The organism is Streptomyces sp. NPDC060031 (assembly GCF_042736805.1).
Taxonomy (GTDB): domain Bacteria; phylum Actinomycetota; class Actinomycetes; order Streptomycetales; family Streptomycetaceae; genus Streptomyces.
Genome location: NZ_JBHWVM010000043.1, coordinates 1 through 14,170, shown reverse-complemented (window position 1 = coordinate 14,170; position 14,170 = coordinate 1). Strand labels below are relative to the sequence as shown.

General features: G+C 68.8%; 14 protein-coding genes. 10 read left to right on the top strand and 4 right to left on the bottom strand.

What is annotated here, in order from left to right; all coding sequences use genetic code 11:
* Positions 1–121 precede the first annotated feature (121 nt).
* A complete protein-coding gene (locus ACFWB8_RS20275) occupies positions 122–1,213 on the top strand; it encodes a selina-4(15),7(11)-diene synthase (protein ID WP_385228560.1) in 1,092 nt (363 codons plus the stop codon).
* A gap of 63 nt (positions 1,214–1,276) precedes the next feature.
* On the opposite strand, the gene ACFWB8_RS20270 is transcribed toward ACFWB8_RS20275, so the two are convergent.
* A complete protein-coding gene (locus ACFWB8_RS20270; protein WP_385228557.1) occupies positions 1,277–2,629 on the bottom strand; it encodes a cytochrome P450 in 1,353 nt (450 codons plus the stop codon).
* A gap of 526 nt (positions 2,630–3,155) precedes the next feature.
* On the opposite strand from ACFWB8_RS20270, the gene ACFWB8_RS20265 reads away from it, so the two are divergent.
* Positions 3,156–4,445 (top strand): cytochrome P450, encoded by a 1,290-nt coding sequence (locus tag ACFWB8_RS20265; protein WP_385228555.1) that lies wholly within the window; start codon positions 3,156–3,158, stop codon positions 4,443–4,445.
* 99 nt (positions 4,446–4,544) lie between these two features.
* Here ACFWB8_RS20265 and ACFWB8_RS20260 read toward each other — a convergent pair whose 3' ends face one another.
* Complete coding sequence (locus ACFWB8_RS20260; RefSeq protein ID WP_385228552.1) at positions 4,545–5,780, bottom strand: cytochrome P450; 1,236 nt, start codon at positions 5,778–5,780, stop codon at positions 4,545–4,547.
* 139 nt (positions 5,781–5,919) lie between these two features.
* Between ACFWB8_RS20260 and ACFWB8_RS20255 the strand changes: the two genes are divergently transcribed.
* The 3 genes from ACFWB8_RS20255 to ACFWB8_RS20245 all read left to right on the top strand — a co-directional run bounded on the left by ACFWB8_RS20255 (position 5,920) and on the right by ACFWB8_RS20245 (position 7,694).
* Entirely contained in the window at positions 5,920–6,273 is a 354-nt protein-coding gene (locus ACFWB8_RS20255; protein WP_385228549.1) for a VOC family protein, read from the top strand.
* Positions 6,274–6,448: 175 nt separating this feature from the next.
* Entirely contained in the window at positions 6,449–6,913 is a 465-nt protein-coding gene (locus ACFWB8_RS20250) for a DUF6325 family protein (protein ID WP_385228546.1), read from the top strand.
* Positions 6,914–6,998: 85 nt separating this feature from the next.
* Positions 6,999–7,694 (top strand): ZIP family metal transporter, encoded by a 696-nt coding sequence (locus ACFWB8_RS20245; RefSeq protein WP_385228543.1) that lies wholly within the window; start codon positions 6,999–7,001, stop codon positions 7,692–7,694.
* A gap of 35 nt (positions 7,695–7,729) precedes the next feature.
* Here the strand turns inward: ACFWB8_RS20245 and ACFWB8_RS20240 are convergent, their stop codons facing one another.
* Positions 7,730–8,695 (bottom strand): hypothetical protein, encoded by a 966-nt coding sequence (locus ACFWB8_RS20240; RefSeq protein WP_385228540.1) that lies wholly within the window; start codon positions 8,693–8,695, stop codon positions 7,730–7,732.
* A 389-nt stretch (positions 8,696–9,084) separates the two neighbouring features.
* Here ACFWB8_RS20240 and ACFWB8_RS20235 point away from each other — a divergent pair, with 389 nt between their 5' ends.
* From ACFWB8_RS20235 to ACFWB8_RS20225, 3 genes are all read left to right on the top strand, one after another.
* Positions 9,085–9,918, top strand: coding sequence for a class II glutamine amidotransferase (locus ACFWB8_RS20235; RefSeq protein ID WP_385228537.1), 834 nt, complete (start codon positions 9,085–9,087; stop codon positions 9,916–9,918).
* Positions 9,919–10,056: 138 nt separating this feature from the next.
* A complete protein-coding gene (locus tag ACFWB8_RS20230; protein ID WP_385228534.1) occupies positions 10,057–10,470 on the top strand; it encodes an SHOCT domain-containing protein in 414 nt (137 codons plus the stop codon).
* A gap of 94 nt (positions 10,471–10,564) precedes the next feature.
* Positions 10,565–11,263 carry a GAP family protein gene (locus ACFWB8_RS20225; protein ID WP_385228531.1) on the top strand — a complete coding sequence of 233 codons (699 nt, stop codon included), beginning with the start codon at positions 10,565–10,567 and terminating at the stop codon, positions 11,261–11,263.
* A 28-nt stretch (positions 11,264–11,291) separates the two neighbouring features.
* On the opposite strand, the gene ACFWB8_RS20220 is transcribed toward ACFWB8_RS20225, so the two are convergent.
* On the bottom strand, positions 11,292–11,588 hold the full coding sequence (locus ACFWB8_RS20220) for an SHOCT domain-containing protein (protein ID WP_385228528.1): 297 nt from the start codon (positions 11,586–11,588) through the stop codon (positions 11,292–11,294).
* Between the two features lie 187 nt (positions 11,589–11,775).
* On the opposite strand from ACFWB8_RS20220, the gene ACFWB8_RS20215 reads away from it, so the two are divergent.
* Both ACFWB8_RS20215 and ACFWB8_RS20210 read left to right on the top strand, forming a co-directional pair.
* A complete protein-coding gene (locus ACFWB8_RS20215; protein WP_385228525.1) occupies positions 11,776–13,116 on the top strand; it encodes a DUF2252 domain-containing protein in 1,341 nt (446 codons plus the stop codon).
* 136 nt (positions 13,117–13,252) lie between these two features.
* A complete protein-coding gene (locus ACFWB8_RS20210; RefSeq protein WP_385228522.1) occupies positions 13,253–14,134 on the top strand; it encodes a universal stress protein in 882 nt (293 codons plus the stop codon).
* Positions 14,135–14,170: the final 36 nt, after the last annotated feature.

Here is a 14,170-nt window from a genome sequence, read left to right as displayed (position 1 = left end):
TCAATCGGAATGACTGCTTACTATGCGCCATAGTCGATCACTCGAAGGTGCAAGTGGTCTCCGGTACCGCAGCCCTGCGGCCGTCGCAGAGGTGTCCAGCACCATGTTGAGAGGGAGGCCGATGAGGCCTGACCTGGTTGTCCCGCCGCTCTTCTCCTATATCCCCCCTGCGATTCATCCACGTCATGCCGAGATCGATGTCCAGACCTCGGCGTGGGCTGAAACGTTTCGCATCGGGTCCGAGGAGCTGCGCAGCCGCCTGGTGCGGCAGGACATCGGAAACTTCGCGGCGCGGATCCTTCCGGAAGGCCGCGAGGGGGTCGTCTCCCTGCTGGCGGACTTCGTGCTCTGGCTCTTCGGCGTCGATGACGGGCACTGCGAGGAAGGGGAACTGGGTCACCATCCGGGAGACTTGGCCGGCACCCTCTCGCGTTTGCTACGCGTCGCGCAGACCCCGGAAGCCCCGATGCTGCTGGACGACTCGCTCGCCGCAGGGCTGCGCGACCTGCGGTACAGGGTTGCCCGGTACGGCACGGTGGGGCAGACCGCCCGCTGGGTGGAAGCGCTGCGGGAGTACTTCCTGTCAGTGGTCTGGGAGGCGTCCCACCGCGGCCGGGGCACGGTGCCCGACCTCAACGACTACACCTTGATGCGGCTCTGCTCCGGCGCGACCACGGTGGTACTGCCGATGCTGGAGATGGGCGGGGGCTACGAACTGCAGCCGTCCGAACGGGACAGCACGCCCGTACGGGCTGCGGCTGAGCTGGGGTCGTTCATCATCACCTGGGACAACGACATCTTCTCCTACCACAAGGAACGCACCGGCGAGGGCTACTACCTCAACGTTTTGCGGGTGTTGGAGGAGAAACAGGGGCTCAGCACTGCCCAGGCACTCGCTACGGCGATTTCCCAGAGAGACCGGGCCATGTGCTTGTTCATGCGGCTGAGCGCCAGCCTGTCCGAGGACGGCAGCCCACAGCTGCGCCAGTACCTACGCAGCCTCGCCTCCTACATCAGGGCAGCTCAGGACTGGGGAGTCACCTCCGTGCGCTACAGCTCGCCCGACCACCCGGCGGGGATCCCCTCCACCTTCTGTGACACTCCTACCGACCCCCGCCACGAACCGCTCGGCATCGCCGCCGTGGACTGGTGGTGGGACCTCCTTCCGGAGTCCGCGCCCCGGCTCGACATACCGGCCGAACAGAGCGCGTAGAGCGGCCGCGAGCGGCTCGGGTCCTTCAGAAGCTGGTGGAGGAGACGCCTCGTGCCCGCTGCGTCAGCGCCGGCGAGGTTCCACCCTCATCGGGATACGGTCGGCACGTGCCACCGCGGAGGCGACTTCCTTGGGCGTGTGCCCCGGAATCGGCCTCAGCTGCCATCGGGAGAGCACTGTCGCGATGGCTATGGTCGCTTCGGTCCAGACGAAGGCATCGCCGATGCATTTGCGGTTGCCGGCGCCGAACGGGATGTACGCCTCGCGTCCGAGCGAGGCCGCGGCCTGTCGATGCGGGAGCCAGCGGTCGGGGTCGAATTTCTCAGGGTTCGCGTAGAGATCCGGGTCCCGGTGGATGGCGTAGAGACTGAATGCCACCTCCGTGCCGGCAGGGAGGGTGTAGCCGCCCAGATCGACCGGCGCTGTGGTTCGCCGCATGAGCAGGGTCACGCCGTGCAGCCGGATCACCTCGTCGAGGACCCGCCGGAGGCACCCGAGGCGAGGGACGTCCGAGATGGTGACCGGCCGGTCGCCGACAACATCCTGGATCTCCTGGACCACTTGGTTCTCCACCTCGGGATGGGCGGCCAGCTCGTGGAAGGTCCAGGCGAGTGTTGCCGCGGTCGTCTCGGCTCCCGCGAAGAGAATGGTGCTGAGCTCGTCCCGAACCTCGGCATCGGAAAGACGCTCCCCGCTCTCCGTATCCTGAGCGCGCAGCAGGAGGGAAAGCAGGTCGTCGCGGTCGGTGTGCCCGGAGGCCCTGGCGGCGTGGATGACCTCGTCGATGACTTCCCGCAGGTTCGCCGATGCCGCGTCGAAGTCACGGTTGGCGCGGATGGGGAGTCGGTCCAGGAATTTCGGGGAGGCCGCGCGTACCAGCAGGTTCTTCAGAAGGGCGGGCAGGTTCTCGCGCACGGCTTCCACCGCCGGCAGCCCGATGTCTGCGGAGAACAGCGTCGACGCCAGGGTTTCGATGGCGTATTCCGCCATCGTCTCTTCCAGGTCCACCTCTTGCCCCGGAGTCCAGGAGTCGGCGAGGGCCAGGGCGTTGCGGCTCATGGTGGCGGAGTACCCGGCGATGCGTTCTTTGGAGAACATCGGCTGGATCAGGCGGCGGTGCTTGCGGTGCATCTCACCGTCGGAATTCGCCAAGCCGTTCCCCGCCAGTGGCCGCAGCCGGTCGAAGAAGCGGCCCTTCTCGAAGTCACGCGCCTTCACCACGGTCACTTCGTGCACCAAGGACGCCGAAGTGGCGACGTACATCGGCATCGTGCCGAGGTCGACGCGGACCAGGTCCCCGTGCTGCCGCAGGGATGTGAGGAAACCGAAAGGGTCGCGCCACAGGTTCAGGGCGTGCCCGAGCAGCGGGACCGCCCCGGGTGCGCGTGGCACGGACTGCAACTGAACGTTTGACACTCTGAGTTCCTCTCCCAGCCGGGTGTACTTGATGAGGCAACTGCAGCACACCACACAACCGCGAACTCGTCCGGGGCTCCTCCAGCCGGGCCGCTCGGGCTTGGCGGCGCGTCCCCGGTCATCTCGTGCGTGCGACAGGCACCGTGACTGCCCCCGAAGTGCACCCGGCCCGCGGGGAAACCCGTGCGGCCCAAGGATTGGCGCCAGCGGTGGAGTTGAAGCCCCGACCACGCTACTGGACGCACGGCACCCCCCGTTATGCTGCGTGTCGCTGCTGTTACGCCACTCCGTCCACGAGAGCACATCTCACTCAGGTGTGGCGATTCCCCGGTCCCACGTGGCGCTTCCGGTCGCTCTTTACGCCGCTGCTTTAGGAGGATTCGTGACCACCCCGTACCCAGACGCAACCGGTACTTCGTCCGCTTCGGTACCACCGCCGGGGTGCCCTGCGCACGCGCACGGAAGCGCCCGGTCCGACGCCGTGCAGCGGCTGTACGGACCGGAGGCGGAAGGCTCGCCTTACGCCATGTACCGAGACCTTCGCCAGAAGCACGGACCGGTGGCGCCCGTACTCCTGCAGAGTGACGTGCCGGCCTGGCTTGTCCTGGGACATCGGGAAAACCTGGAGGTGATGCGCAACTCCAAGCTGTTCTCCAACGACTCGCGCATGTGGAACGTCAAGCTTGCCCCGGACTCTCCGCTGCTTCCGGTCACCGCCTGGCAGCCGCTGCTGGTCTTCGCTGACGGCAGCGAGCACGCGCGGCTACGAGCCGCGATCACGGACAGCCTGGGCCGCTTCCGACGTCGCGGAATCCGGGGCTACGTCGTCCGCTATACAGAGCAGCTGATCGGTGAATTCGCGGGGAGCGGCAGGGCCGATCTCGTGGCCGATTTCGCCGAGAAACTTCCGGCCCTGGTCATAGCGCGTCTCTACGGGGTCCCCGAGGGGGATGCGCTCGGAGTCGGTGCGGCCGTACGGGACATGGTCAAGGGAACGGCGACGGCTCTCGAGAGCAACACCTTCGTCGTGGGCATCTTGACGGAGCTGGTGAAGCAGAAGAAGGCCAGCCCCGGTGAGGACTTCGCCAGCTGGCTGCTGAGCCACGAGTCGGAACTCAGTGACGACGAGGTGATGGAGCACTTGCGGCACGCCCTGGTGGCCGCCATCGAGAACACCAGCAACCTGATCGCCAACACCCTGAGGATGGTCCTGACCGACCACCGCTTCCGTGCGAGCCTGTCCGGCGGTTCCATGACGCTCCCGGACGCGCTGGACCAGGTCTTTTGGGACGCCCCACCGCTCGCAAGGGTCCCGACCCGGTGGGCGACCGCTGACACCCAGATCGGAGCCCACCAGATCCGGGCCGGTGACATGGTGATACTGGACTTGGCCGCCGGGAACGTCGACCCCGAAATCCGGCCGAATCTGGCCACGCCCGTGCACGGCAACCGCTCACACCTCGCATTCAGTAGCGGGCCCCACGAATGCCCGGGCGAGGACATCGGACGCGCGATCGCGGACACGGGGATCGACACCCTGCTTGCGCGGCTGTCTGACATCCAGCTCGTCGGGCATGAAGACGAACTGCGCGTGACCACGTCTCTGATCTCCAGCCGCCTGGACAACCTTCCCGTTGCGTTCGCTCCCCGACGTGCCGGGAGCAGCAGCGACGCGGAGGCGGCCTCCAGGGACAGGACCGGCCACGCGGCCCCCGCAGACAAGCCGAGCGCGGCCGCCTCGATGCCGACCGCGGCAGTCGTCAGCAGCACAGCGCGCCGGCCCTGGTGGAGCCGCCTTCTCTCCGGCCGCCGATAGGGGCACAGCACGACGGGAAGCCCGGCCCAGGCGAGATGCGCCGTGGTCCGGGTCTCCTGCCTGTGCCGGTCACTGCCGGTCGCTGCCGGTGCGCAGGTGCTACAGGGTCCTGCCCCGGAGGAGGACCGGCAGCGCCGCGAGCCCCTGGAGCGGGATGGACCTCACGGTGGTGAGGTCGTCGGTGGCGAGTGCGAGGTGGGGGAAGCGGGAGAACAGTGCCCCGAGGGCCACTTCTGCTTCGAGCTTGGCCAGGGTCGCACCGAGGCAGTAGTGCGAGCCGTGACCGAACGCCAGGTGCTGGCGGGATGAACGGTCCAGGTCGAAGCGGTCCGCGTTCTCGTGTACCAGCGGATCACGACCGGCGGCGAAGAGCGCAGCGATGACCGGCTCCCCCTTCGCGATGCTCACTCCGCCGATCTCGACGTTCTCCGTGGCGTACCGCATGAGGGCGTAGCGAACGGGTGACGAGTGGCGCAGTCCTTCGTCGACGACGTCCGACCACGTGTGGGTGCCTGCCCGGACGGCGGCCACCTGCGACGGGTCGCTCAGGAGGCTGTGCACGGTGTTGACGATCAGGATGACGGTCGTTTCCTGCCCGGCGATCAACAGCAGGAACATCGTCTGGAGCAACTCTTCGTCACTGAGCCCCTCCTCGTCCGCGTCTCGTGCCCGAATGAGTTCGGTGGTGAGGTCGGCGCCGGGGTTGTCGCGTTTCAGGGCAATGAGTTGCGCAAGCTCGCCGGCGATCGTCATTTGAGCTGCCAGTATTCCGCCCTGGTCGGCCCCCAGCGGCTGCGGTGTCACCAACTGGTCGAACGCGTCGCGCAGCCTGGTGACCGCGGTTGCGGGTACGCCGAGAACCTCAGAGATGACCTGCACCGGAAGTTGCCACGCGAACTCTTCGCGCAGATCCACCGGAACGTCCGTGACCGCGCTCTCAAGCCGATCGAGCAGGGCGTGGGCGATTTCCTCGATATGAGGTCTCATGGCCTCGACGGAGGCGCGCCGGAAGGCGGTACTGACCAGGCCGCGCAGTCGCGCGTGAGCCTCGCCGCCCGCGTGGAGCATCCCTCCGCCCTGAACGAGCGCGCCGAGTTCCCAGTCGTCTGGTACGAGACCGTCCGCCAGAGCGGGCCAGTGGGCGGGGTCTTTGGTCAGGTGAGGGTGTCCGAGTACCTGCTTCGCGGTCATGTGGTCGAGGGCGGCCACCGCCGTCACCCCGCCGGGCAGCGATACGTTGCGGACCGGACAACCCTGCTCGAGGAGCACTGCCGCTTCGACAGCGGGGTCAGCAGCCGGGTCGAGCGGAAAGGGAATGGCATCGGGTTGTTCCACGGGTACTCCATCGATAGGTCGGCACATCACGTGACGAGATGATCCGATTGTGCCCAACGCGTCAGCAACGCCCGGCACCTTGTTCCGGACGGCGCTGCGCCCGGGCGCCCCAGCGCGGTCCGGCTGGCAAGATGGCGGCATGGAACGTGTGCTTGGAATCGGTGGGTACTTCATGCGGGCCGCCGACCCCGTGGCCCTGGGCGCGTGGTACCGCGAATGCCTGGGTCTGGACGCCGATGAGTACGGACTGTGGCAGCAGGGAGCCGGGCTGACGGTGTTCGCGACGTTCGAGTCCGAGACCGACTACTTCGGGTCCCGCGCCCAGCAGACCATGCTCAACTTCCGGGTCCGCGACCTGGATGCGATGCTCGCGCAGTTGCGGGCCAAGGGAGCGGACGTGGCTGAAGAGACGCAGGACATGGAGGGTGTCGGTCTATTCGGCTGGGTCACCGATCCCGAGGGCAATCGGGTCGAGCTGTGGCAGCCCGCCTGACCGGGTCTTGACGCCGGCGTGATCCGGCTCGCGCCCGGTGCGAAAGTGCGGGGCCGCGCGGCGGATGCTGCAATGAGAACAGAGCTGTGCCCGGCCACTGATGCGATTTCGTCGTTTGCGGAGCCCCATACCCGCATCACACCGCCGGGCCCCCGCTCCCATGCAAGGAGTGCTCATGAGCGACGACATCGAAGACATGGGCCCCGTCGACTACCTGGTCGTCGAGTTCCCCGGAAACCGGATGACGGGCGAGGCGTTCCCCCTGCTGATCGACCTGGTGGACAAGGGCCTCATCCGCATCCTCGACCTTCGCTTCGTACAGAAGGACGCCGACGGTAGGGTGACCGCCCTGGAACTCACGGGACTCGGTGACGACGCGGACTCGCTGGGACTGGCCGTTTTCGACGGCGTGTCCTCCGAACTGCTCGACCAGGACGACCTCGACGAAGCCGGCAACGCCCTCCAGCCCGGCAACGCGGCCGCGATCCTGGTCTACGAGAACCGGTGGGCCGCCCCCTTCGCCCGAGCACTGCGCGCCAGTGGTGCGCAGATGGTGGCGAGCGGCCGCATCCCCGTGCAGGCCATCCTGGCTTCCATCGACGCGGAGGAAGCCGCCGCCGGGGGGCAGCTGCCGCAGTGAGCCGGCCTCCGGCTCGGTTCCGGGGGCGGACGCGCGCGCGGGCACTCCGACGTCAGCCTCGCAGTACGAATGATCAAGGATGGTCATGGACGTGCTGTTCGCAGCGCTGTGGGGAGCGGCGGGCGCCGTCTCCCTGGTGATCGGAGCCTGGGTGGCGGTCCACCGCAGGCCGCCCAAGCGCCAGGTCGGACTGGTGATGGGATTCGGATCCGGCGCCCTGATCGCGGCGGTGGCCTATGAACTGGTCCCTCCGGGCGGGGAGCTCAGCCTGTGGGCATTCATCGCGCTTGCCGGGGGAGCTGTGGTCTTCTTCTTCGTCGACCGGGCTGCTTCGGCTTCTTCCACGGGGTCGGCCGACCGGTCGATCGTCATCGGTGCACTGCTCGACGGAGTTCCGGAATCGATGGTCCTGGGCATGGGCGTCGCGGCCGGCGGCCACGTCAGCATCGCATTCCTCGTCGCTGTCTTCCTCTCCAACATGCCCGAGAGCCTCGGCGCGACCTCAGGCATGTTGGCCTCCGGGAAAACCCCTCGCCAGGCCTACCGGACGTGGTGGTCCCTGGTCGCCGTGGCCGCGGCGAGCGCCGCTGTCGGGTACGGCATTCTGCAGCTGCTGCCCGAGGCTGACGGGCACTTCGCGGAGGCGTTCGCTGCCGGATCGGTGCTGGCGATGCTCGCCACCTCGATGATGCCCGAGGCGTACCAGCGCGGCGGCAAGGCGACGGGCCTGCTGACCGTCCTGGGCTTCGCCGTCGCCGGCATCCTGTCCGCCCTCGGATGACCAGCCCGCGCTCGTCCATCGGCTCCTGCGGCCTTTCAGGGACAGCTTGTGCGCGGGTCGTCGTGGACGAGGGCGCAGATCATCTGCTCGCCGCGGCCGTCGTTCGGGTAGGTCGTGAGCAGCTCGGCCTTGAAGTCGTTCCATTGGCGGGTGATCTCGGCGGTGGCTCCGGAAGTGGCGTGGCTGAAGTTGTCGCCGGTCTTCGAGCGGCGGGACGCGGCCGTGTCCTTGTTCAGGTCACGGTTGTGCGTGACACGGCCGGCGCAGTCTTCGGCCTTGACGCCGGTGGAATCCAAGTCGGAATAGCAGCCGGTCGTGAGGTCCACGGGTATCCGGGCGCGCGCGTCCCGGGTCCAGTCGGCGTCCTTCATGCTGCTGTAGCGGCGGATGTCGAAGAAGGGGGCGACATCGGTACGTGCCAGTCCGGGCGGGTCGGCGAGGCCGACCGGACCGGGGGCGGCCCGGTCGGACCAGTTCGAGTGCGAGTAGAAGTCCTGGAGCTGGTGCCAGCCGCGGCCGAGCTGTTCAAGGACGTCGCACTTGGCCCGGTCGGGAGTCTCCTTCCACGTGCAGTGGGAGGACAGGTCACTCTGGTCGGCCCGGACCTTGCCGTGTACGTCGACGAGGCCGTCGGCCGCCCGGACCGCGTTCCGGAAGCGGGCGACGGAGGTACGGACGCAGGCAAGGAGCTCGGTGCTGGCCTCGTCCCGGCTGCGGGGATAGTCCTCGGCGTAGCGGGGGGCGAGGTAGTCGGCGTTGTCGCAGTGCAGAGGGCCGAGGAGGAAGTATCCGCCGTGGTCATTGGCATTGATCGCCCCCTCGCGGGCGTCGGCCATCTCGAACAGGGTGGCCGGCTCCCACGGCAGGGCTGCCCGGGTGATGGTCTCGTGGTTGCCACCGGTGAAGGCGAGCGCGGGGTCGGACGGCACAGCGGCCAGGGCGATCACGAAGGCGCCCACGGCGGTCGTTCGCGTCAGGCTGGGCAGCAGGCGGTGTGACACGCGACGCTCCAGTCCTACGAGTGGTGTGGAGCCGAAGCTTCTCGGCGCCCCCCCCGGTAGCTGGGCTTGAGACGGAGACGGACGTCTCCCTCCAAGCCTAACGAACCAGCGGTGCAGATGCCGGAGGGCCAGGCTCCGTGGGTTCCGCTGCCGTGGGGCCCCACGGGCCGGGCGCTGCCCGAGCCGCCCGCTCGGGTGTCCTGCGTGGCGATCATCCGAGGGGGCCGCGAGAATGAGAGGGCCGGACAGCAGCGCCTCGGCGGGCGTGCCCGGACCGGGTGCCCGCCGCAGCGTCGCGGGACGGAGCGACAGGCCGCCGCGGGACAATGCGGGATTTCCGCCCGTGGCAGCAGGCAGCAGGTAGCAGTTGGGAACACAGGTGATCGCACATGTGCCGATGGCTCGCCTACTCGGGGACACCCATGTTGCTCGACACCATCCTGTACAAACCGGCCCACTCGTTGATCGATCAGAGCCTGCATTCCAAGCTGGGTGTGGAGACGACGAACGGCGACGGGTTCGGGATCGGCTGGTACACGGAGGACAACGAATCCCCGGCCCTCCTCAGGGACGTCGGGCCTGCCTGGAACAACCGCAACCTGCGGGAGATGGCGGACCACGTCCACTCCTCGCTGTTCTTCGCCCACATCCGGGCGTCGACCGGGACGGCGGTGCAGCAGTCGAACTGTCACCCGTTCCGTCACGGCCGCTGGATGTTCATGCACAACGGCGCCATCTCCGGTTTCCACCTGATGCGCCGGGACCTCACCCTGCTCGTCGATCCCGCGCTGTACGCCGACATCGAGGGGACCACGGACTCCGAGGTGATGTTCTTCCTGGCCCTCACCTTCGGCCTGGAACAGGACCCGCCGACCGCCATCGCCAGGATGGCGGGAGTGGTGGAGCGCGCCGGCCGCGACCACGGTGTGGAGTTCCCCCTCCAGATGACGCTCGCCATCACCGACGGCGAACGCCTCTGGGCCTTCCGCTACTCCAGCCAGCACACGTCCCGGTCGTTGTTCTACAGCAGCCGGGTGGACGCACTGCGCAAGCTGCACCCCGATGTGGCGTTCCTGCGGGACATCTCGGAGGAGACCCGCCTCGTCGTCTCCGAACCCCTCGGCGACCTGCCCGGCGCGTGGAACGAGGTTCCGGAGAGCACCTACGGCGTCGTACAGCCCGGCGCGGACGAGATGTATCCCTTCACACCGGAACCCGCATGAGGCGGCGACTGACGACTGATGCCTCAGGCCGGTGATTGCGCGTGGCTCCCCCGTCCCGGGGTGCCATCGGCGCACTACCCCCACCACGCAGGTCCACAGAGGTAACCAAGCCCCGCCCCAACCGACAGGAGACCGGCGATGAATGGCGCGATGCTCGATCTGGCAGTGGACTACCCGCTGCTGAACATGTTCTGGACCATGATGCTGTGCTTCATCTGGGTGCTGTGGTTCATGCTGCTCTTCCGCGTCATCGGCGACATCTTCCGAGACGACGAGTTGAGCGGCTGGGGAAAGGCGGGATGGACCATCTTCGTCATCCTGCTGCCCTTCCTGGGCGTGTTCGTGTACCTGATCGTCAGGGGTCGGGGGATGGGTGAACGCGAGCTGAAGAGGGCTCACCAGAACGAGCAGGCGTTCCGCTCCTACGTACGCGAGAGTGCCGGATCCACGAGCGCTGCCGAGGAACTGTCCCGGCTCGCGGAGCTCAAGAACCGCGGAGACATCACGGAATCCGAGTACGAGCAGGCCAAGGCCAAGATCCTCACCTCCTGAGACCAGGCCTCAAGGCGCGCGCAGTGAGAGCGGCACGATCGACACCTCAGCCCTCCCCGCCGACGGGGACGACGCACGGGCGGGGGGTGTAGCCATGGTGCTCGACCTGCTCCTCATCGGCTTGGCCGTCACGCTCTACCCCTTGCCGATCATGGCCTTCGTGCTGGTCGTCTCCGCACCCCGAGGGGTGCGGAAGGGACTGGCCTTCATCCTGGCCTGGCTGGCCTGCCTGGTGACCGTCATCGCGATCGTTCTGTGCCTGACCGGCGGGCAGCCACCCCCGCCCCGCTCTCCGCCCTCCATCGCGGCGCTCGGCGCCACGCTGGTCATCGGTGTGGGCCTGATCGTCTACAGCGAGCGCAGACGCCGTAGGCGCCGCCGTACCGCGACGGGCCCGGGTCTTCCAGAGCCCTCTGAGTCTGAAATGGAGCAGCCCGAGGCTTCCGGAACTTCGCTGTCCTCACGGATGGACGACGCCACGGGATGGTCCGCGGCTGCGCTGGCCGTGCTCCTGCAACCCTGGGGGATGGTCGGCGCCGCTGCCGCCACCGTCGTGCAGGCCGATCTCGCCCACGCCGCTTCCTATCTGGCTCTGATGACGTTCTGCCTCCTGGCCACATCCAGCCTGCTGGCCATGGAGCTGTACATGGTGTTCTGGCCGGAAAGGGCCCAGCTCGCCCTGACCCGCCTGCGCGAATGGCTCGAGCTCCACAAGGACCCGGCGATCGTGCTCACCTGCCTGGTCCTCGGCCTGTGGCTCGTGGGCAGGAGCCTCTACCAGCTCACCGGATGAAAGGAGACCCCCGAGAGGCGCCGGGGCGTCAGGAGCTGAGGATCCTGCTCTTCTGCTCCGCGAACTCCGCCTCGGTCAGGATTCCCTGCTCCTTCAGCACCGCGAGCTCCTTGAGCTGAGCGATCCGACTGCTCATGTCGTCGGACGGCGGCGGCTGCGCGGGAGCCGGGGGCGGGGCGGGCGCGGCTGCGGCCTGCTGCGCGTAGGCCTGGTTGTCCTGCTCGGCCCACCGGCCCGCCTGGCGCCGCGAGACCCGGTTGGAGACGGCCGTCGCCGTACCGGCGACCGCCGCGGTGCGTGCTATTCCTCGAAGAAGACCAGACACGTCGCTACTCCTCACCGACCGGGCGCAGGCCGGACAGTCCAGCTGGCGGCCCCCGGCCTTCCCTTCCAGCATGGCACCGGTGGGTGGCTTCGCGCCTCGTGGGGACCGGCCCGCACCCTCCCCGGACCGACGTGCGCGGGGGCCCCGGCGCACCCAGGCTGAGGGGAGGGGTGACAAGGAGATGAGCATGGTCAGTCCAGCCGAGAGGGCCCGAGGTGGCCGGGCCGTCCGCAAGCGGGTCAGCCGGTCCTCACACGGGGGCTGGACCGCGGCGGCGGACCGTCCCGACCCGCTCGATGTGCTGGAGCGGCAGGCTGCCGACCGGGTCGCCGAGCTCCTGCCGATCCGCTACGGGCGGATGGCCGCCTCCCCGTTCGCGTTCCTGCGGGGCGCCGCCGCGGTGATGGCCGCGGACCTGGCGGCCCAGCCCGGCACGGGCCTGACCGTTCAGCTCTGCGGCGACGCCCACCTGCTGAACTTCGGCCTCTTCGCCTCACCGGAGCGGGCGCTGCTGTTCGACCTCAACGACTTCGACGAAACCCTGCCCGGGCCCTTCGAATGGGACGTCAAGCGGCTCGCCGCCAGCGCGGCCGTGGCCGCCCGGGAAGTCGGCCACGGCGACGACCGAGCGTGGCAGTCCGCGCTCGCCGCCGCTCGGGCCTACCGGTTGTCCATGCGACGCCTGGCCGAGCAGGGTGAACTCGCCGTCTGGTACCAGCGGTTCGACACGGCCGAGGTGCTCCCTCTGATCCGGGAGAGCAAGCTGCGAAGCCGGGTCGAGGCGAGTCTGGCGCGGGCCCGACGGCGGACCAGCCTCCAGGCACTCGCCAAGCTCACCGAGACACGGGAAGGCCGCCGGCACATCATCCACGACCCGCCCCTGCTCGAGCGCCTCACCGCACCCGACAGTCAGGCCGTCGGCGAGATCTTCAGCGAATACCGCAGCACGCTCCCCGAAGAGCGGCGCCTCCTGCTCGACCGCTACCGCTTCGTCGAAGCGGCACGGAAGGCCGTCGGCGTCGGGAGCGTCGGCACCCGCTGCTTCATCGTCCTGCTGACGGGCAGGGACGAGCAGGACCCGCTCTTCCTCCAGATCAAGGAGGCCGGCCGCTCGGTGCTGGAAGACCATCTCCCCGCCGACAGCCACGGCCACCACGGCCACCGGGTGGTCGCGGGACAAAAACTCCTCCAGGCAGCCGGAGACATCTTCCTCGGCTGGACGAGCGGACCGGCCGGGCGCGACTTCTACGCCCGACAACTGCACGACATGAAGGGGTCCGCCGTCGTGGAGACCATGACCCCGGACATGCTCCGCCAGTACGCCGCACTGTGCGGCACAGCCCTCGCCCGTGCCCACGCCCGCTCCGGCGACCGCATCGCCATCGCCGGGTACCTCGGCAACGCCGACACCTTCGACCGCGCCGTCGCCGACTTCGCCGTCCACTACGCGGACCAGACTGCTCAGGACCATGCCCTGCTCACCGCCGCCGTCTCCGACGGAGCCATCGCCGCCACCCACGGCATCTGAGCAGCAGGCATCCCTCCACGTGACAGCGGAGGAAAGAGTCTTTCCTCCTGGGGGACGGGGCTTTCGTCCCTGCCCGCACCGTTCGTGGATCACCCACGATGAACAGCATGACGTTGATGCAGCGCACGAAGCCGACGTGGCCGTGAAGTCCCCGGACACCGCGAAGCCCCCGCGGCAGCGGCCCGTCGTGGTCGCCGTGGACGGCGCCCCACACAGCCTCCCCGCATTGGACTGGGCGGCGAAAACGGCTCGGCGACGGGGCGCCGAGCTGCTCGTCGTCCATGTCCGGCCCGATTACGCGCCCCTCGGTTCGCTCCGTACGCTGCCTGCCGGCGCTCCGGGCCACCGGGACGCCGTCCTGGCCGAGGTTCAGAGCGTCCTGAGGGAGCGCGAGGGACTGCCACCCGTGCGGTACGCCTCCTCGGCCGGCGTGGTGGCGCACACGCTGGTCGCGCTCGGGGAACATGCCCAGGTGCTGGTGCTCGGCTCACGTCGGCGCGGAGGACTCGCGAGCCTGCTGCTCGGCTCGACCAGCCTCGCGTGTGTGGCGGAGGCGGCGTGCCCGGTGGTCGTGGTGCCGCCGGGCCTGCGCACCGGAACCGGTCCGGCCCGCGACGGGCGGGAACGGGTGGTCCTGGGACTCCACCCCGAGCTCACCCCTCAGGCGGCGATCGACTTCGCCTTCCTGGAGGCCCGCGGACGCGGTACGGCGCTGGAGGTGGTCTCGGCGGCAACGTCACGGAGGGCCGCCGCCGCCGAGGAGGCCCAGGGGCACCGACTCCACGCCTTCAGCGGCGGCGACTACCGGGACGTGGAGGTCGAACCCGTAGTGGTCGCGGGCGCCCCGGGGGCGCGGCTGGCGACGGGGTCGAGTACCGCCGACCTGGTCGTGGTCGGGCGGCCTCGACGACGGCTTCGCACCGGCAGCTGGCCATTCAGCTCGGTCGCCAACTCGGTGGTCATGCGCGCCCGTTGCCCCGTCGCTGTGGTGCCACGGGGTGACGGCGAAGCACGCTGAGCCTGCCCTGCGAAGGAGATGCGCGAGATGCGCGAG